The sequence below is a fragment of the Moritella sp. 24 genome (genome assembly GCF_018219155.1).
Lineage (GTDB): Bacteria > Pseudomonadota > Gammaproteobacteria > Enterobacterales > Moritellaceae > Moritella.
The window spans coordinates 362,132-380,803 of record NZ_CP056123.1 but is presented as its reverse complement, the minus strand read 5'-3'; the positions used below and the strand labels follow the sequence as shown (position 1 = coordinate 380,803).

Below are 18,672 nucleotides of genomic sequence, written 5' to 3'. Positions count from 1 at the left end.
TAATAAAACGACGTCTGATATGTGATAAACAAATCAGACGTCGTTTTCGTTTATCGCTCTATATAAACACCGCCACACAGATATTATATTACCGACACATATATCAACATTAAATCACTATAAAGCCTAACAAGGTATGTTATAGGCGTACTCAGGCTATAATATTAGTCAACCCAAGCTTCAGCGCTCTCAATAGTCCGACTAATATACGATAACCCGTATTGAATAAACCACAACATCAAAACCAATGGCGCTATTTACAGAGTTAATTCGCCTTATAGCACGCGATTTAAAATCATACTGGAATTAAACTGATAGCCACTTTTTGATAGCAAGATTAAGTTTTTCCATACCAGCAGAAATATCTTCTTCAGGAATATTTAAAGCAGGTGTAAAACGTAATACATTCGCGCCAGCCACTAATATTAGCAACCCTTCTTCAGCCGCCTTATTCATAATCGTAATGGCCTGACCTTGATATTTTTCAGTTAGCTCAGCACCTAACAGTAAACCTTCACCACGGATATCCGAGAAAATAGCATATTGCTCATTAAGCTGCCCTAATGCATTTCTGAATATGATTGATTTAGCCTTAACCCCAGCTAAGAAAGCATGGTCATTAACAGTATCAACAACAACTTCAGCAATACTGCAAGCAAGTGGATTACCACCATACGTACTACCATGTGTACCAACACTAAAACTATTTGCAATATCCGTTGTCGTTAACATCGCGGCAATAGGGAAACCGGCACCGAGGCCTTTCGCTGACGTTAAAATATCTGGCTTGATATCGGTATGCTGATAAGCATAAAAACTCCCCGTACGCCCCACGCCAGTCTGTACTTCATCAAATATTAACAGCGCATTATATTTATCACACAGAGCACGAACAGCAATTAAGAACTGTTGGTTAGAAGAGTTAATCCCTCCCTCCCCCTGTAAAGGTTCCATCATTACTGCACATGTTTTATCGCTAATTAATGCTTCAAATGCGCTAAGGTCATTAAAATCGATGTGTTCAATAGCACCAGGCTTAGGACCAAAACCGTCAGAGTAGGTCGCTTGTCCGCCTACCGTCACAGTAAAGAATGTACGGCCATGGAAGCCCTTGTTAAACGCGATAATCTGATCTTTACCTTCACCAAATTTATTTAATGCATAACGACGCGCTAATTTTAGTGCAGCTTCATTTGCTTCGGCACCTGAGTTTGCAAAAAAAACCTTATCAGCAAAAGTTGAATTAACCAGTTTTGTCGCAAGCCTTAATGCAGGCTCATTTGTCAGTAAATTACTCACGTGCCATAATTTTTGACTTTGTTTTTGCAGAGTATCAACTAAAGGAGGGTAACAATGACCTAAACAGCTAACAGCAATACCTGCAGCAAAATCAATGTATTCTTTATCATCTTGATCCCAAACTCGTGAGCCTTGACCTCGAACAGGGATCATTGCTGCTGGTGCGTAGTTCGGAACCATTACATTATCAAAATCTTCCCGAGTAACACCTGTTACGTTATTGGCCATATCCCTTCCCTCTTAATAAATATCAATATCTAAATATATCAACCCATCACCCTGATGAATATATATTCAATAATTATAAATAATAAGTCACAGGTCAAGTCCTATATGTAATAACGTAGCAGAAACGTTAGTAATTTTTGAAATAGGGTTAATTTCCTAGGAGAAAATTATTTAATAAATCTTTCCCTTGCTCGGTTAAAATACTCTCAGGATGGAACTGTACACCTTCTAGCGCAAGAGACTTATGCTTGAATGCCATGATTTCCTCAAATTCACCATTACAATCTTCCGTCCAAGCTGTAATTTCAAACTCGTCATTTAATGTTGGAGCTTCAACAATTAAAGAATGATAGCGCGTCACTGTTAAAGGGTTATTTAATCCAGAAAAAACGCCTTTACCTACATGCTGTATTTGAGATGTTTTACCGTGCATCACTTTTTTAGCTTTTACCACATTTGCCCCAAATACTTGCGCAATCGACTGATGACCAAGGCAAACACCTAAAATTGGTATTTTCCCTGAAAATTGTTCGATAACAGATAGTGAAATACCGGCATCGTTTGGCGTGCAAGGTCCAGGTGAAATAACTAGGTAATCAGGTGAAAGTGCAGATATTTGCTCCAGTGAAATGTCGTCATTACGTTTAACGATAACCTCTTGGCCAAGTTCTGAGAAATATTGAAATAAATTAAACGTAAAACTATCGTAATTATCGATAATAAGTAACATGAAAGATTAAAATTCTAATGAGGAAACTGAGTAAATAATATCATAGCTAGAAATTGGTTTCTAATAGAGTAGCGTCGTAATATCGCTACACCAATTTCATATTATTTATATTTTGTAGAAACAAACAAAAAGCTCAGCAAATGCTGAGCTTTTATTATTTAATCACTAATGTGAAATATATTTATTTAACTGATACAAACTCAGGGTAAGCATCAATACCACAATCAGCCATATCCATACCAGTGATCTCTTCTTCTTCACTAACACGAATGCCCATTGTTGCTTTCAATACAGCCCACACTAAGATACTTGCCGCAAATACCCATGCAAAGATAATAGCTGCACCATATAACTGAGCACCAAATGTTGCATCGCCATTACTAAATGGAACAACCATTAGACCAAATAGACCACACACACCATGAACAGAGATAGCACCTACTGGATCATCGATTTTAGCTTTATCCAATGCAACGATACTGAACACAACTAATACACCGCCTAAACCACCTAATAATGTTGCAAATGCCGGTGCAGGGCTAAGCGGGTCAGCAGTAATCGTTACCAGACCAGCTAACGCGCCATTAAGCACCATTGTTAAGTCTGCTTTACCCCACATAATTTTAGTGATAAGTAATGCGGCAACAGCACCTGCAGCTGCTGCTGCGTTTGTATTTAGGAAAATTTGACCAACAGCCGTTGCATTTTCAGCATCTGATAATAACAGCTGTGAACCACCATTAAAGCCAAACCAACCCATCCATAAGATAAATGCACCTAATGTTGCTAATGGCATATTTGAACCTGGAATTGGATAAATCTCACCATTTTTACCATATTTACCCTTACGAGCACCCAGTAAAAGTACCGCAGCTAATGCAGCAGCTGCACCGGCCATGTGAACAATACCCGAACCCGCGAAATCAGAGAAACCAGCTTCAGATAAGAAACCACCACCCCAAGTCCAATAACCTTCAATCGGATAAATAACACCTGTTAAAACAACAGTGAAAGCAAGGAAAGCCCATAATTTCATACGTTCAGCAACCGCACCAGATACAATAGACATTGCAGTCGCAACAAATACTACCTGGAAGAAGAAATCTGATTCTAATGAATGATCAGCGCCTTCAGATTGTGTACCAATTAAAGAACCAAATGATGGGATGATACCGCCTTCTGCGTTATCCACATACATGATATTGTAACCAACTAATAAAAACATGATACATGCGATTGAATAAAGCACGACGTTTTTCGTTAGAATTTCAGTTGTATTTTTAGATCGAACCAGACCTGCTTCTAGCATAGCAAAACCAGCTGCCATCCACATGACAAGTACACCTGACATTAAAAAATAAAAAGTATCGAGTGCGAAACGCAACTCAGTAACTGTAGTTGTTAGCTCTTGCATAATTTATTTCCCTTAAATTGCTTCTGAGTCCATTTCGCCCGTACGAATACGCACAACTTGTTTTAAATCGTAAACAAAAATCTTACCATCACCAATTTTCCCGGTATAAGCAGCACTATTAATAGCTTCAATGAGGCGATCAACATTTTCGCTCTGCGTTGCAATTTCTAACTTAACTTTAGGTAAGAAATCAACTTGATATTCTGCACCGCGATATAATTCGGTATGTCCCTTCTGACGACCAAAGCCTTTTACTTCAGTAACTGTTAATCCTTCAACACCGATATCTGCGACTGCTTCACGAACATCATCGAGTTTAAATGGTTTAATGATTGCGCTTATTAGCTTCATAAATAGCTCCTTGCCTGAGTATATTGAATAACTATATGATTAAACTTAATTCAACCTCCGTGCCAACAATTTAAAACAAATAAATTCATATACTTACACGTAACACAGCGATTACATACATCAAAGAAGCACTTATTTGGTGCAAGAGTCACATGATTAATTCCAATTTAGTGCAGTTTGTTAAATTAATGTTATCAAATTTGAATTGAGAGCTTAATCTCAAATTTAATAACTTCTCATATCTTAAATTTATGTAAGACATCAACTAATTTCAATGCCTAATAACCACTACCTAATAGGTAATCACCAGTCTAAAGAATGAATCTTGAGAATCATCAATTAAAAATCACCTCAATCATCGATATAAAAACAATTCTGTTAGATTACGAAGGGTTGTGTACTAAAATAAAATTGGTACTTTTTATAATCAATAATAATGATAGTGTGCTTCCAAGCTGAGTAACTAAGATGGATCTGTTACTTTAAATCTCAATTCATGGAAGATATACAATGAAGAAACTACTACTCATAGCACTATTATCAAACCTCACAGCCTGTGGTTCTGAAGACGTATTTGATAATAAAGATGAACAAATAGATATTAATTATGCGGTTACATTCTCAGCTGAACCTTACGACATTGCCTCTCCGGTTTATAAATTTACAGCTATCTATACTGAAAATGATATCGTTCAGTCCGCAGATAATCTAATATTTGACTGGTCAATAAGTTTAGAGACCGAAGGGGAAATAACCTCACTTTACCCGGAACAATCGACTCAGTATCAATTTACAGATACAGCGACATATAAAGTAAAGTTAACACTAATAAACGATACCGGTGAACAACTTGCCAAATTTTCAAGAAATATAGAAATCACTGCAGATGATATTGCCACAGGTCCAGTTCTTCCAAAAGCTGTCATAGATATTACGAATAGAAGAACTTCAACATATGTCTTTAACAGTAATTTATCTAGCTATAGCCAAGGCCCTCTATCTATATTTTCTTGGATTATTGAAGGTGAGGAATTTTCAGGTTCTGAAATCAGTCATAACTTCACAAAAATGGGTCCGCAAGAAGTACACTTAAAAGTTACTGCGGAGGATCTAACTCAAGCAACAACAATGACAAGCGTTTTCGTTGTAAATGAAACGACAACACCTATTGCAGAGTTTAATTATACAAAAGACAAACTTGAGGTTAATTTCAATGCCGCAGAAAGCTCAAACCAGAGCAGTGACATAACATCTTATCAATGGGACTTCGGTAATGGTGATACAGCATCAAACATATATACATCAACAACTTATTCTGCGGAAGGACCTTACGACATAACTCTTACAGTGATAAGCACCGAAGGTGTTACAAGTACAAAGACAAAGACAATTAATGTTTATGAAGAAGCGTCCTACGTCACCTGCGATGTATTAACGACCTCAAGTTCAATTTTCAAAAGCACCGATGAAGGTCAATGCTTTAGCACTTCACCTATCACAACGAATATAGCTGCAAAAACGTGGTGTAGTGAAAAAGTTAAACAGTACAAAGATGGTCTACCTTTCTACCGTATAACACCGACATTAACTTGGCAAATCAGACAGCAAGGCAACAATGAGTGCTCATAACACCAAGTAACAAACTCAATTTTTAATACCTATCACACAGCCTGTTCATTCGAACTAGGCTGTTTGAATCAAAGTGAAGCTATAATTCGAACCCCTCTCCCTGTTACGAACTAATAAGCTTACTAATAATAATTAATAATACTGTTGAGCTACTGGTTCAACATATTTTTATAAACTCAAATTTCAGGCATAAAAAAAGCCTGAATCGTAAGATTCAGGCTTTTTTTATTTGTTGGCGGAGCGGACGGGACTCGAACCCGCGACCCCCGGCGTGACAGGCCGGTATTCTAACCAACTGAACTACCGCTCCGCACAATCTGTGCTGATATTATCAGTCTAAATTATAGTCTTTCGACATTGTTTGGCGCTTGGCGATGCCCTACTCTCACATGGGGAAGCCCCACACTACCATCGGCGTTATTACGTTTCACTACTGAGTTCGGAATGGGATCAGGTGGTACCGTAACACTATGGTCACCAAGCAAATTCTATTTGCTTTCAACTTGAAACACATGGTTTCAATCTTTAAAATTTGAAAAGCTATAAATAAAGAAGTCTTTAAAACATAAAGTGTTCAATCTATTCTTAAGTCGATATTTCAATTAATCATACTTTAATTTGTATGGTTAAGCCTCACGGGTAATTAGTACAAGTTAGCTCAATGCCTCACAGCACTTACACACCTTGCCTATCAACGTTGTAGTCTCCAACGGCCCTTCAGGGGACTTAAAGTCCCAGTGAGAACTCATCTCGAGGCCTGCTTCCCGCTTAGATGCTTTCAGCGGTTATCAGTTCCGAACTTAGCTACCGGGCAATGCTATTGGCATAACAACCCGAACACCAGTGGTTCGTCCACTCCGGTCCTCTCGTACTAGGAGCAGCTCCTCTCAATTCTCAAACGCCCACGGCAGATAGGGACCGAACTGTCTCACGACGTTCTAAACCCAGCTCGCGTACCACTTTAAATGGCGAACAGCCATACCCTTGGGACCAACTTCAGCCCCAGGATGTGATGAGCCGACATCGAGGTGCCAAACACCGCCGTCGATATGAACTCTTGGGCGGTATCAGCCTGTTATCCCCGGAGTACCTTTTATCCGTTGAGCGATGGCCCTTCCATTCAGAACCACCGGATCACTAAGACCTACTTTCGTACCTGCTCGACGTGTCTGTCTCGCAGTTAAGCTGGCTTATGCCTTTGCACTAACCACATGATGTCCAACCATGTTTAGCCAACCTTCGTGCTCCTCCGTTACTCTTTGGGAGGAGACCGCCCCAGTCAAACTACCCACCAGACACTGTCCGCAACCCCGATAAGGGGCCTACGTTAGAACATCAAACGTACAAGGGTGGTATTTCAAGATAGACTCCACATCATCTAGCGACAATGTTTCACAGTCTCCCACCTATCCTACACATGTAGGTTCAATGTTCAGTGCCAAGCTATAGTAAAGGTTCACGGGGTCTTTCCGTCTAGCCGCGGGTACACTGCATCTTAACAGCGATTTCAATTTCACTGAGTCTCGGGTGGAGACAGCGTGGCCATCATTACGCCATTCGTGCAGGTCGGAACTTACCCGACAAGGAATTTCGCTACCTTAGGACCGTTATAGTTACGGCCGCCGTTTACCGGGGCTTCGATCATGAGCTTCGACCTAAGTCTAACCCAATCAATTAACCTTCCGGCACCGGGCAGGCGTCACACCGTATACGTCATCTTTCGATTTTGCACAGTGCTGTGTTTTTAATAAACAGTTGCAGCCACCATTTCTCTGCGACCAACAATAGCTTACGGAGCAAGTCCTTCACCATCATTGGCGTACCTTCTCCCGAAGTTACGGTACCATTTTGCCTAGTTCCTTCACCCGAGTTCTCTCAAGCGCCTTAGTATTCTCTACCTAACCACCTGTGTCGGTTTGGGGTACGATTCTCTTATATCTGAAGCTTAGAGGTTTTTCCTGGAAGCCGGGTATCAACTACTTCATCTCCGTAGAGACTCGTCATCAGTTCTCAGCCTTAATGTATTCCCGGATTTGCCTAAGAATACAGCCTACAACCTTAAACATGGACAACCATCGCCATGCTAGCCTAACCTTCTCCGTCACCCCATCGCAATATAAGTGAGTACTGGAATATTAACCAGTTTCCCATCGACTACGCCTTTCGGCCTCGCCTTAGGGGTCGACTCACCCTGCCCCGATTAACGTTGGACAGGAACCCTTGGTCTTTCGGCGTGGAGGTTTTTCACCCCCATTATCGTTACTCATGTCAACATTCGCACTTCTGATACCTCCAGCAAGCTTCTCAACTCACCTTCAACGGCTTACAGAACGCTCCTCTACCATGCAAGAACAAGTCTTGCATCCGTAGCTTCGGTGGTATGTTTAGCCCCGTTAAATCTTCCGCGCAGACCGACTCGACCAGTGAGCTATTACGCTTTCTTTAAAAGATGGCTGCTTCTAAGCCAACTTCCTGGCTGTCTGAGCCTTTCCACATCGTTTCCCACTTAACATACACTTTGGGACCTTAGCTGACGGTCTGGGTTGTTTCCCTTTCCACGACGGACGTTAGCACCCGCCGTGTGTCTCCCGCGATTGAACTTATTGGTATTCGGAGTTTGCAAAGGGTTGGTAAGTCGGGATGACCCCCTAGCCTTAACAGTGCTCTACCCCCAATAGTTAGACGCGAGGCGCTACCTAAATAGCTTTCGAGGAGAACCAGCTATCTCCCGGTTTGATTGGCCTTTCACCCCCAGCCACAAGTCATCCGCTAATTTTTCAACATTAGTCGGTTCGGTCCTCCAGTTGATGTTACTCAACCTTCAACCTGCCCATGGCTAGATCACCGGGTTTCGGGTCTAATCCCAGCAACTATTCGCGCAGTTAACACTCGGTTTCCCTACGGCTCCGCTATTCGCTTAACCTTGCTACTGAAATTAAGTCGTTGACCCATTATACAAAAGGTACGCAGTCACAGAACAAGTCTGCTCCCACTGCTTGTACGTATACGGTTTCAGGTTCTATTTCACTCCCCTCACAGGGGTTCTTTTCGCCTTTCCCTCACGGTACTGGTTCACTATCGGTCAGTCAGTAGTATTTAGCCTTGGAAGATGGTCCTCCCATATTCAAACAGCATATCACGTGTGCCGTCCTACTCGATTTCACAGTAAGGTCGTTTTCATGTACGGGACTATCACCCTGTATCGTGAAACTTTCCAGAATCTTCCACTAACTTCCAAACTGCTTAAGGGCTAGACCCCGTTCGCTCGCCGCTACTAAGGGTATCTCTATTGATTTCTTTTCCTCGGGGTACTTAGATGTTTCAGTTCTCCCGGTTCGCTTCGTAACGCTATGTATTCACGTTACGATACTCTACAAAGTAGAGTGGGTTCCCCCATTCGGAAATCTGTGGATTAACGCTTTTTATCAACTCCCCACAGCTTAACGCAGATTAACACGTCCTTCATCGCCTCTGACTGCCTAGGCATCCACCGTATACGCTTAGTCACTTAACCATACAATCTAAAGTCGACCGTACAATTGAAATAACTAGGTATTATCTAGTTTTTTTCGCCTCAAGAATACTCAAGAACACTATATTGTTATTGCCGAAGCAATAACGTGTTTTAAGAACTTCTTTATTTATTCAGCTTTCCAAATTTTTAAAGAGCAATTTGCTAAAAAGCAAAGATAAGTAGTAATACTTAGCTTTGATTTTTAATCAGAAAGAAAAGTGGTATCCCGTACGAGATTTGAACTCGTGTTACCGCCGTGAAAGGGCGGTGTCCTAGGCCTCTAGACGAACGGGACACAATTTACTTTCGACGTTTGGATTTCATCCCAAACGTTGTCTTTAACGTTTCTATTCAAGCAATTTGTGTGGGCACTTACAAAAATTAACAACTTTACGTAAGGAGGTGATCCAGCCCCAGGTTCCCCTAGGGCTACCTTGTTACGACTTCACCCCAGTCATGAACCACACCGTGGTCATCGCCCTCCCGAAGGTTAAGCTAATGACTTCTGGTGCAGCCCACTCCCATGGTGTGACGGGCGGTGTGTACAAGGCCCGGGAACGTATTCACCGTGACATTCTGATTCACGATTACTAGCGATTCCGACTTCATGGGGTCGAGTTGCAGACCCCAATCCGGACTACGACGCACTTTATGGGATTCGCTTACCATCGCTGGTTTGCAGCCCTTTGTATGCGCCATTGTAGCACGTGTGTAGCCCTACTCGTAAGGGCCATGATGACTTGACGTCGTCCCCACCTTCCTCCGGTTTATCACCGGCAGTCTCCTTAGAGTTCCCACCATTACGTGCTGGCAAATAAGGATAAGGGTTGCGCTCGTTGCGGGACTTAACCCAACATTTCACAACACGAGCTGACGACAGCCATGCAGCACCTGTCTCATAGTTCCCGAAGGCACCAATTCATCTCTGAAAAGTTCTATGGATGTCAAGAGTAGGTAAGGTTCTTCGCGTTGCATCGAATTAAACCACATGCTCCACCGCTTGTGCGGGCCCCCGTCAATTCATTTGAGTTTTAACCTTGCGGCCGTACTCCCCAGGCGGTCTACTTAATGCGTTAGCTTAAGAGCCCAGTTCTCAAGGAACCAAACTCCGAGTAGACATCGTTTACGGCGTGGACTACCGGGGTATCTAATCCCGTTTGCTACCCACGCTTTCGCATCTGAGCGTCAGTTACTTGCCAGGTGGCCGCCTTCGCCACTGGTATTCCTTCAGATCTCTACGCATTTCACCGCTACACCTGAAATTCTACCACCCTCTCAAGAACTCTAGTTTGCCAGTTCGAAATGCAGTTCCCAGGTTGAGCCCGGGGCTTTCACATCTCGCTTAACAAACCGCCTGCATGCGCTTTACGCCCAGTAATTCCGATTAACGCTTGCACCCTCCGTATTACCGCGGCTGCTGGCACGGAGTTAGCCGGTGCTTCTTCTGCGAGTAACGTCACAGTAAGCAGTTATTAACTACTTACCTTTCCTCCTCGCTGAAAGTACTTTACAACCCGAAGGCCTTCTTCATACACGCGGTATGGCTGCATCAGAGTTTCCTCCATTGTGCAATATTCCCCACTGCTGCCTCCCGTAGGAGTCTGGACCGTGTCTCAGTTCCAGTGTGGCTGATCATCCTCTCAGACCAGCTAGGGATCGTCGCCTTGGTGAGCTCTTACCTCACCAACAAGCTAATCCCACTTGGGCTCATCTAGTCGCGAGAGCTTTCAAGAAGAGGCCCCCTTTCACCCGTAGGTCGTATGCGGTATTAGCAGTCGTTTCCAACTGTTGTCCCCCTCGACTAGGCAGATTCCCAAGCATTACTCACCCGTCCGCCGCTCGACGCCAGAATAGCAAGCTATTCTTCGTTTCCGCTCGACTTGCATGTGTTAAGCCTACCGCCAGCGTTCAATCTGAGCCATGATCAAACTCTTCAATTAAAAGTTTTTTGACTAATCAACATCGTTGATTAAGTCGGCTCAATGAATTCTGTACTTCAACAACAAACCGAGGTTTGTTGTTTATAAAACCAAATCTTTCGATTTAATTTAATGTTCATAATTACATTGATATAATTTTTGGTCATTATATCTCTGTAAGTACTCACACAGATTGCTTGAATAAATTGTTAAAGAGCATTGGCGTGTAAACACGGCAATTTTCAAATGACACTCAAACGAGTATTATCTGAAAATTGCTGTAACGTTAGTTACATCAATTTCATTTACCTAGGACAATGTCTTAAATAAAAGGTATTTGGCGCTTGGCGATGCCCTACTCTCACATGGGGAAGCCCCACACTACCATCGGCGTTATTACGTTTCACTACTGAGTTCGGAATGGGATCAGGTGGTACCGTAACACTATGGTCACCAAGCAAATTCTATTTGCTTTCAACTTGAAACACATGGTTTCAATCTTTAAAATTTGAAAAGCTATAAATAAAGAAGTCTTTAAAACATAAAGTGTTCAATCTATTCTTAAGTCGATATTTCAATTAATCATACTTTAATTTGTATGGTTAAGCCTCACGGGTAATTAGTACAAGTTAGCTCAATGCCTCACAGCACTTACACACCTTGCCTATCAACGTTGTAGTCTCCAACGGCCCTTCAGGGGACTTAAAGTCCCAGTGAGAACTCATCTCGAGGCCTGCTTCCCGCTTAGATGCTTTCAGCGGTTATCAGTTCCGAACTTAGCTACCGGGCAATGCTATTGGCATAACAACCCGAACACCAGTGGTTCGTCCACTCCGGTCCTCTCGTACTAGGAGCAGCTCCTCTCAATTCTCAAACGCCCACGGCAGATAGGGACCGAACTGTCTCACGACGTTCTAAACCCAGCTCGCGTACCACTTTAAATGGCGAACAGCCATACCCTTGGGACCAACTTCAGCCCCAGGATGTGATGAGCCGACATCGAGGTGCCAAACACCGCCGTCGATATGAACTCTTGGGCGGTATCAGCCTGTTATCCCCGGAGTACCTTTTATCCGTTGAGCGATGGCCCTTCCATTCAGAACCACCGGATCACTAAGACCTACTTTCGTACCTGCTCGACGTGTCTGTCTCGCAGTTAAGCTGGCTTATGCCTTTGCACTAACCACATGATGTCCAACCATGTTTAGCCAACCTTCGTGCTCCTCCGTTACTCTTTGGGAGGAGACCGCCCCAGTCAAACTACCCACCAGACACTGTCCGCAACCCCGATAAGGGGCCTACGTTAGAACATCAAACGTACAAGGGTGGTATTTCAAGATAGACTCCACATCATCTAGCGACAATGTTTCACAGTCTCCCACCTATCCTACACATGTAGGTTCAATGTTCAGTGCCAAGCTATAGTAAAGGTTCACGGGGTCTTTCCGTCTAGCCGCGGGTACACTGCATCTTAACAGCGATTTCAATTTCACTGAGTCTCGGGTGGAGACAGCGTGGCCATCATTACGCCATTCGTGCAGGTCGGAACTTACCCGACAAGGAATTTCGCTACCTTAGGACCGTTATAGTTACGGCCGCCGTTTACCGGGGCTTCGATCATGAGCTTCGACCTAAGTCTAACCCAATCAATTAACCTTCCGGCACCGGGCAGGCGTCACACCGTATACGTCATCTTTCGATTTTGCACAGTGCTGTGTTTTTAATAAACAGTTGCAGCCACCATTTCTCTGCGACCAACAATAGCTTACGGAGCAAGTCCTTCACCATCATTGGCGTACCTTCTCCCGAAGTTACGGTACCATTTTGCCTAGTTCCTTCACCCGAGTTCTCTCAAGCGCCTTAGTATTCTCTACCTAACCACCTGTGTCGGTTTGGGGTACGATTCTCTTATATCTGAAGCTTAGAGGTTTTTCCTGGAAGCCGGGTATCAACTACTTCATCTCCGTAGAGACTCGTCATCAGTTCTCAGCCTTAATGTATTCCCGGATTTGCCTAAGAATACAGCCTACAACCTTAAACATGGACAACCATCGCCATGCTAGCCTAACCTTCTCCGTCACCCCATCGCAATATAAGTGAGTACTGGAATATTAACCAGTTTCCCATCGACTACGCCTTTCGGCCTCGCCTTAGGGGTCGACTCACCCTGCCCCGATTAACGTTGGACAGGAACCCTTGGTCTTTCGGCGTGGAGGTTTTTCACCCCCATTATCGTTACTCATGTCAACATTCGCACTTCTGATACCTCCAGCAAGCTTCTCAACTCACCTTCAACGGCTTACAGAACGCTCCTCTACCATGCAAGAACAAGTCTTGCATCCGTAGCTTCGGTGGTATGTTTAGCCCCGTTAAATCTTCCGCGCAGACCGACTCGACCAGTGAGCTATTACGCTTTCTTTAAAAGATGGCTGCTTCTAAGCCAACTTCCTGGCTGTCTGAGCCTTTCCACATCGTTTCCCACTTAACATACACTTTGGGACCTTAGCTGACGGTCTGGGTTGTTTCCCTTTCCACGACGGACGTTAGCACCCGCCGTGTGTCTCCCGCGATTGAACTTATTGGTATTCGGAGTTTGCAAAGGGTTGGTAAGTCGGGATGACCCCCTAGCCTTAACAGTGCTCTACCCCCAATAGTTAGACGCGAGGCGCTACCTAAATAGCTTTCGAGGAGAACCAGCTATCTCCCGGTTTGATTGGCCTTTCACCCCCAGCCACAAGTCATCCGCTAATTTTTCAACATTAGTCGGTTCGGTCCTCCAGTTGATGTTACTCAACCTTCAACCTGCCCATGGCTAGATCACCGGGTTTCGGGTCTAATCCCAGCAACTATTCGCGCAGTTAACACTCGGTTTCCCTACGGCTCCGCTATTCGCTTAACCTTGCTACTGAAATTAAGTCGTTGACCCATTATACAAAAGGTACGCAGTCACAGAACAAGTCTGCTCCCACTGCTTGTACGTATACGGTTTCAGGTTCTATTTCACTCCCCTCACAGGGGTTCTTTTCGCCTTTCCCTCACGGTACTGGTTCACTATCGGTCAGTCAGTAGTATTTAGCCTTGGAAGATGGTCCTCCCATATTCAAACAGCATATCACGTGTGCCGTCCTACTCGATTTCACAGTAAGGTCGTTTTCATGTACGGGACTATCACCCTGTATCGTGAAACTTTCCAGAATCTTCCATTAACTTCCAAACTGCTTAAGGGCTAGACCCCGTTCGCTCGCCGCTACTAAGGGTATCTCTATTGATTTCTTTTCCTCGGGGTACTTAGATGTTTCAGTTCTCCCGGTTCGCTTCGTAACGCTATGTATTCACGTTACGATACTCTACAAAGTAGAGTGGGTTCCCCCATTCGGAAATCTGTGGATTAACGCTTTTTATCAACTCCCCACAGCTTAACGCAGATTAACACGTCCTTCATCGCCTCTGACTGCCTAGGCATCCACCGTATACGCTTAGTCACTTAACCATACAATCTAAAGTCGACCGTACAATTGAAATAACTAGGTATTATCTAGTTTTTTTCGCCTCAAGAATACTCAAGAACACTATATTGTTACGAACTTAATCGTAACGTGTTTTAAGAACTTCTTTATTTATTCAGCTTTCCAAATTTTTAAAGAGCATATGCTAAAAGCATAGTTTTCGTCTCTAACTCTGAATTTCAGAGTTAAAAAAACCAAAGTTAAGTCGCTTGCTATTCTAAGCAGATTTAACTTTGGTCTCTTCCTGAGAACATGATGTGGTGGAGCTATGCGGGATCGAACCGCAGACCTCCTGCGTGCAAGGCAGGCGCTCTCCCAGCTGAGCTATAGCCCCACATCATTGTGGCTAGTAAAATTGGTAGGACTGAGTAGATTTGAACTACCGACCTCACCCTTATCAGGGGCGCGCTCTAACCAACTGAGCTACAGTCCTACTGACATTTTACTATGTCTTTAATTTCTCTATTCAAGCAATTTGTGTGGGCACTTACAAAAATTAACAACTTTACGTAAGGAGGTGATCCAGCCCCAGGTTCCCCTAGGGCTACCTTGTTACGACTTCACCCCAGTCATGAACCACACCGTGGTCATCGCCCTCCCGAAGGTTAAGCTAATGACTTCTGGTGCAGCCCACTCCCATGGTGTGACGGGCGGTGTGTACAAGGCCCGGGAACGTATTCACCGTGACATTCTGATTCACGATTACTAGCGATTCCGACTTCATGGGGTCGAGTTGCAGACCCCAATCCGGACTACGACGCACTTTATGGGATTCGCTTACCATCGCTGGTTTGCAGCCCTTTGTATGCGCCATTGTAGCACGTGTGTAGCCCTACTCGTAAGGGCCATGATGACTTGACGTCGTCCCCACCTTCCTCCGGTTTATCACCGGCAGTCTCCTTAGAGTTCCCACCATTACGTGCTGGCAAATAAGGATAAGGGTTGCGCTCGTTGCGGGACTTAACCCAACATTTCACAACACGAGCTGACGACAGCCATGCAGCACCTGTCTCATAGTTCCCGAAGGCACCAATTCATCTCTGAAAAGTTCTATGGATGTCAAGAGTAGGTAAGGTTCTTCGCGTTGCATCGAATTAAACCACATGCTCCACCGCTTGTGCGGGCCCCCGTCAATTCATTTGAGTTTTAACCTTGCGGCCGTACTCCCCAGGCGGTCTACTTAATGCGTTAGCTTAAGAGCCCAGTTCTCAAGGAACCAAACTCCGAGTAGACATCGTTTACGGCGTGGACTACCGGGGTATCTAATCCCGTTTGCTACCCACGCTTTCGCATCTGAGCGTCAGTTACTTGCCAGGTGGCCGCCTTCGCCACTGGTATTCCTTCAGATCTCTACGCATTTCACCGCTACACCTGAAATTCTACCACCCTCTCAAGAACTCTAGTTTGCCAGTTCGAAATGCAGTTCCCAGGTTGAGCCCGGGGCTTTCACATCTCGCTTAACAAACCGCCTGCATGCGCTTTACGCCCAGTAATTCCGATTAACGCTTGCACCCTCCGTATTACCGCGGCTGCTGGCACGGAGTTAGCCGGTGCTTCTTCTGCGAGTAACGTCACAGTAAGCAGTTATTAACTACTTACCTTTCCTCCTCGCTGAAAGTACTTTACAACCCGAAGGCCTTCTTCATACACGCGGTATGGCTGCATCAGAGTTTCCTCCATTGTGCAATATTCCCCACTGCTGCCTCCCGTAGGAGTCTGGACCGTGTCTCAGTTCCAGTGTGGCTGATCATCCTCTCAGACCAGCTAGGGATCGTCGCCTTGGTGAGCTCTTACCTCACCAACAAGCTAATCCCACTTGGGCTCATCTAGTCGCGAGAGCTTTCAAGAAGAGGCCCCCTTTCACCCGTAGGTCGTATGCGGTATTAGCAGTCGTTTCCAACTGTTGTCCCCCTCGACTAGGCAGATTCCCAAGCATTACTCACCCGTCCGCCGCTCGACGCCAGAATAGCAAGCTATTCTTCGTTTCCGCTCGACTTGCATGTGTTAAGCCTACCGCCAGCGTTCAATCTGAGCCATGATCAAACTCTTCAATTAAAAGTTTTTTGACTGATGCCTAAAATCATTACTGATAATAAGTATCAAGTCGGCTCAATGAATTCTGTACTTCAACAACAAACCGAGGTTTGTTGTTTATAAAACCAAATCTTTCGATTTAATTTAATGTTCATAATTACATTGATATAATTTTTGGTCATTATATCTCTGTAAGTACTCACACAGATTGCTTGAATAAATTGTTAAAGAACATCTACCTCAACGCTTTGCGTCGTAGTCAGGCTGCGTATTCTACACAAGCCAATTTCGAAGTCAAGCACATATTTGCACTTTATTTCAGGAAGTTTAACAAGTAACTTTCGATACTGATAATCACCTTTACTTAGCGGCTATTGCCGTGTCAGTGAGGTCGCATTATAGAGAGATGGCCGATGATGACAAGACTTTTCTACATAAAAAACGAAAGATTATATTAATAACAACTTATCACCAACTTACACACAGATTAGTCATTTATATTTTAATGAATGCAATATTTTTGTTTGTATTTCATACATTTTTTGACAAAATAAGACACAGCTATGATTTTTTGTAGCTTTTTATTGATACATTGAGACGGATTGTCGCTCTTCTAGATATTAGTTACTATTAGGGACAAGAGTAACAATTTATAATTTATTCTTTAATATTAATCACTTATGTGTTTTCAGAGGTTCTTTAAAACGATGGGCTTTTCAACTTTATCCAATGCAACTCGAGCATCCGTTATTTCGGTGGCGATTGCAGCAATTGGTTTTGCGGCGCTTTCCTTTATAGGAAATACAATACCAGCGCCTATTGCATTTGCTATTGGTGCAATTATTACTGGTATTACAATTAAACTCACGACTCCTTCATCTTCAAACAGCGCAGCTGTAGAAACAACGACATTATATGTAGGGAACTTACCTTACCGAGCAAATGAAACATCAGTACGTACATTATTTGCAGAACATGGGCAGGTATTATCTGTTCGCTTAATGAAAGATAAGCATACAGGTAAACGTCGTGGTTTTGGTTTTGTCGAAATGCCAGAGGCTGATGCGGTAGAAGCAATTCAATCGCTTAATGATGCAGAATATCAACAACGGACATTAAAAGTACGTGAGGCAAATGAACGTACTGTTCACTCTGCTGAATAATTTTCTTTACTGAATTATATCTCTATATATAAAGGCTGACTTAACCCTATTTCATTAAATAGGTGAGTCAGCTTTTTTTGTACCTGAATTTTAGTACAAAAAGCTTTTCCAGAGTTCTGTTCAGCGATAGGAAGATACTCATCGCCTAAAATAGACTTAACACGTGACGCAATAGCCATACCTGAATCAATAAATTTAATATGCTTACCGACACTCTCTTCTAACTCGGCTATTAATAGTGGGAAATGAGTGCAACCTAAAACGACTATATCTGGACTCGTTTCTGTAATCGTCCACGTTGATACAACTTTTTTTATTTCTTCTAGATCGACAGGGTTTCCATACAGTTTATTTTCAGCTTGTAACACCAAATTTGTTGTTCCGATCATTTCGATCGCACAATCTTGTGCATGTTCATTAACAAGTACCTGAGTATAATCTCGAGAAACAGTTCCAGGAGTGGCTAGCAAGCCAATTTTCTTCTTCTTACTTTGTAATGCAGCAGGTTTAATCGCAGGAACAACTCCGACAAAAGGAATAGGAAATCGTTTACGTAAAGCAGGTAAGACTAACGTACTGGCAGAGTTACACGCGATAACCACAAGGTCAGGGCTAAACGTCTTATACATATACCCAACTAACTGACAAACACGTTCAATCAGAAAATCCGGATCAAGTTCGCCATAAGGAAAATACTTATTATCAAACAAATAAAGGTAGTCTGCTTTTGGTAATTGCTCTTTGATTGCTTTATATATAGATATACCACCTACACCAGAATCAAAAATCAATATTTTACTCATGTACAAACCACTGGATTATTATAAATGCCATATGATAATCAAGGGTGGGCTGAATTGGAATAGCTTGATATAAAGAAGCCAG

At 43.3% G+C, this 18,672-nt stretch carries 7 protein-coding genes, 4 tRNA genes and 6 rRNA genes; 2 read left to right on the top strand and 15 right to left on the bottom strand.

Annotation, left to right across the window (positions count from 1 at the left end; genetic code table 11):
- Positions 1-306: 306 nt before the first annotated feature.
- From HWV00_RS01745 to glnK, 4 genes are all read right to left on the bottom strand, one after another.
- Entirely contained in the window at positions 307-1,527 is a 1,221-nt protein-coding gene (locus HWV00_RS01745; RefSeq protein WP_211684427.1) for an aspartate aminotransferase family protein, read from the bottom strand.
- 148 nt (positions 1,528-1,675) lie between these two features.
- On the bottom strand, positions 1,676-2,257 hold the full coding sequence (locus tag HWV00_RS01740; protein WP_211684426.1) for an aminodeoxychorismate/anthranilate synthase component II: 582 nt from the start codon (positions 2,255-2,257) through the stop codon (positions 1,676-1,678).
- A gap of 181 nt (positions 2,258-2,438) precedes the next feature.
- On the bottom strand, positions 2,439-3,671 hold the full coding sequence (locus tag HWV00_RS01735) for an ammonium transporter (RefSeq protein WP_211684425.1): 1,233 nt from the start codon (positions 3,669-3,671) through the stop codon (positions 2,439-2,441).
- Between the two features lie 12 nt (positions 3,672-3,683).
- Complete coding sequence (gene glnK / locus HWV00_RS01730; protein WP_211684424.1) at positions 3,684-4,022, bottom strand: P-II family nitrogen regulator; 339 nt, start codon at positions 4,020-4,022, stop codon at positions 3,684-3,686.
- 510 nt (positions 4,023-4,532) lie between these two features.
- Between glnK and HWV00_RS01725 the strand changes: the two genes are divergently transcribed.
- Positions 4,533-5,651: a PKD domain-containing protein gene (locus tag HWV00_RS01725; RefSeq protein WP_211684423.1), complete on the top strand. Its 1,119-nt coding sequence runs from the start codon at positions 4,533-4,535 to the stop codon at positions 5,649-5,651.
- 233 nt (positions 5,652-5,884) lie between these two features.
- Here HWV00_RS01725 and HWV00_RS01720 read toward each other — a convergent pair.
- The 10 genes from HWV00_RS01720 to HWV00_RS01675 all read right to left on the bottom strand — a co-directional run bounded on the left by HWV00_RS01720 (position 5,885) and on the right by HWV00_RS01675 (position 16,645).
- Positions 5,885-5,961, bottom strand: a tRNA-Asp gene (locus tag HWV00_RS01720).
- Positions 5,962-6,017: 56 nt separating this feature from the next.
- Positions 6,018-6,133 (bottom strand): 5S ribosomal RNA (rrf, locus tag HWV00_RS01715).
- Positions 6,134-6,273: 140 nt separating this feature from the next.
- Positions 6,274-9,165, bottom strand: a 23S ribosomal RNA gene (locus tag HWV00_RS01710).
- A 219-nt stretch (positions 9,166-9,384) separates the two neighbouring features.
- Positions 9,385-9,460 (bottom strand) — tRNA-Glu (locus HWV00_RS01705).
- A 100-nt stretch (positions 9,461-9,560) separates the two neighbouring features.
- Positions 9,561-11,105: ribosomal RNA gene (locus HWV00_RS01700) — 16S ribosomal RNA — on the bottom strand.
- 321 nt (positions 11,106-11,426) lie between these two features.
- A 5S ribosomal RNA gene (gene rrf / locus HWV00_RS01695) occupies positions 11,427-11,542 on the bottom strand.
- Between the two features lie 140 nt (positions 11,543-11,682).
- Positions 11,683-14,574 (bottom strand): 23S ribosomal RNA (locus tag HWV00_RS01690).
- A 274-nt stretch (positions 14,575-14,848) separates the two neighbouring features.
- A tRNA-Ala gene (locus HWV00_RS01685) sits at positions 14,849-14,924 on the bottom strand.
- 22 nt (positions 14,925-14,946) lie between these two features.
- A tRNA-Ile gene (locus HWV00_RS01680) sits at positions 14,947-15,023 on the bottom strand.
- Between the two features lie 77 nt (positions 15,024-15,100).
- Positions 15,101-16,645 (bottom strand): 16S ribosomal RNA (locus tag HWV00_RS01675).
- Together the 16S, 23S and 5S rRNA genes with 4 tRNA genes alongside form the textbook arrangement of a ribosomal RNA operon.
- A 686-nt stretch (positions 16,646-17,331) precedes the next feature.
- On the opposite strand from HWV00_RS01675, the gene HWV00_RS01670 reads away from it, so the two are divergent.
- Positions 17,332-17,787, top strand: a complete 456-nt coding sequence (locus HWV00_RS01670; RefSeq protein ID WP_211684422.1) for an RNA-binding protein — start codon at positions 17,332-17,334, stop codon at positions 17,785-17,787.
- A 14-nt stretch (positions 17,788-17,801) separates the two neighbouring features.
- Here HWV00_RS01670 and murI read toward each other — a convergent pair whose 3' ends face one another.
- Positions 17,802-18,590, bottom strand: a complete 789-nt coding sequence (murI, locus tag HWV00_RS01665) for a glutamate racemase (RefSeq protein ID WP_211684421.1) — start codon at positions 18,588-18,590, stop codon at positions 17,802-17,804.
- Between the last annotated feature and the right edge of the window lie 82 nt (positions 18,591-18,672).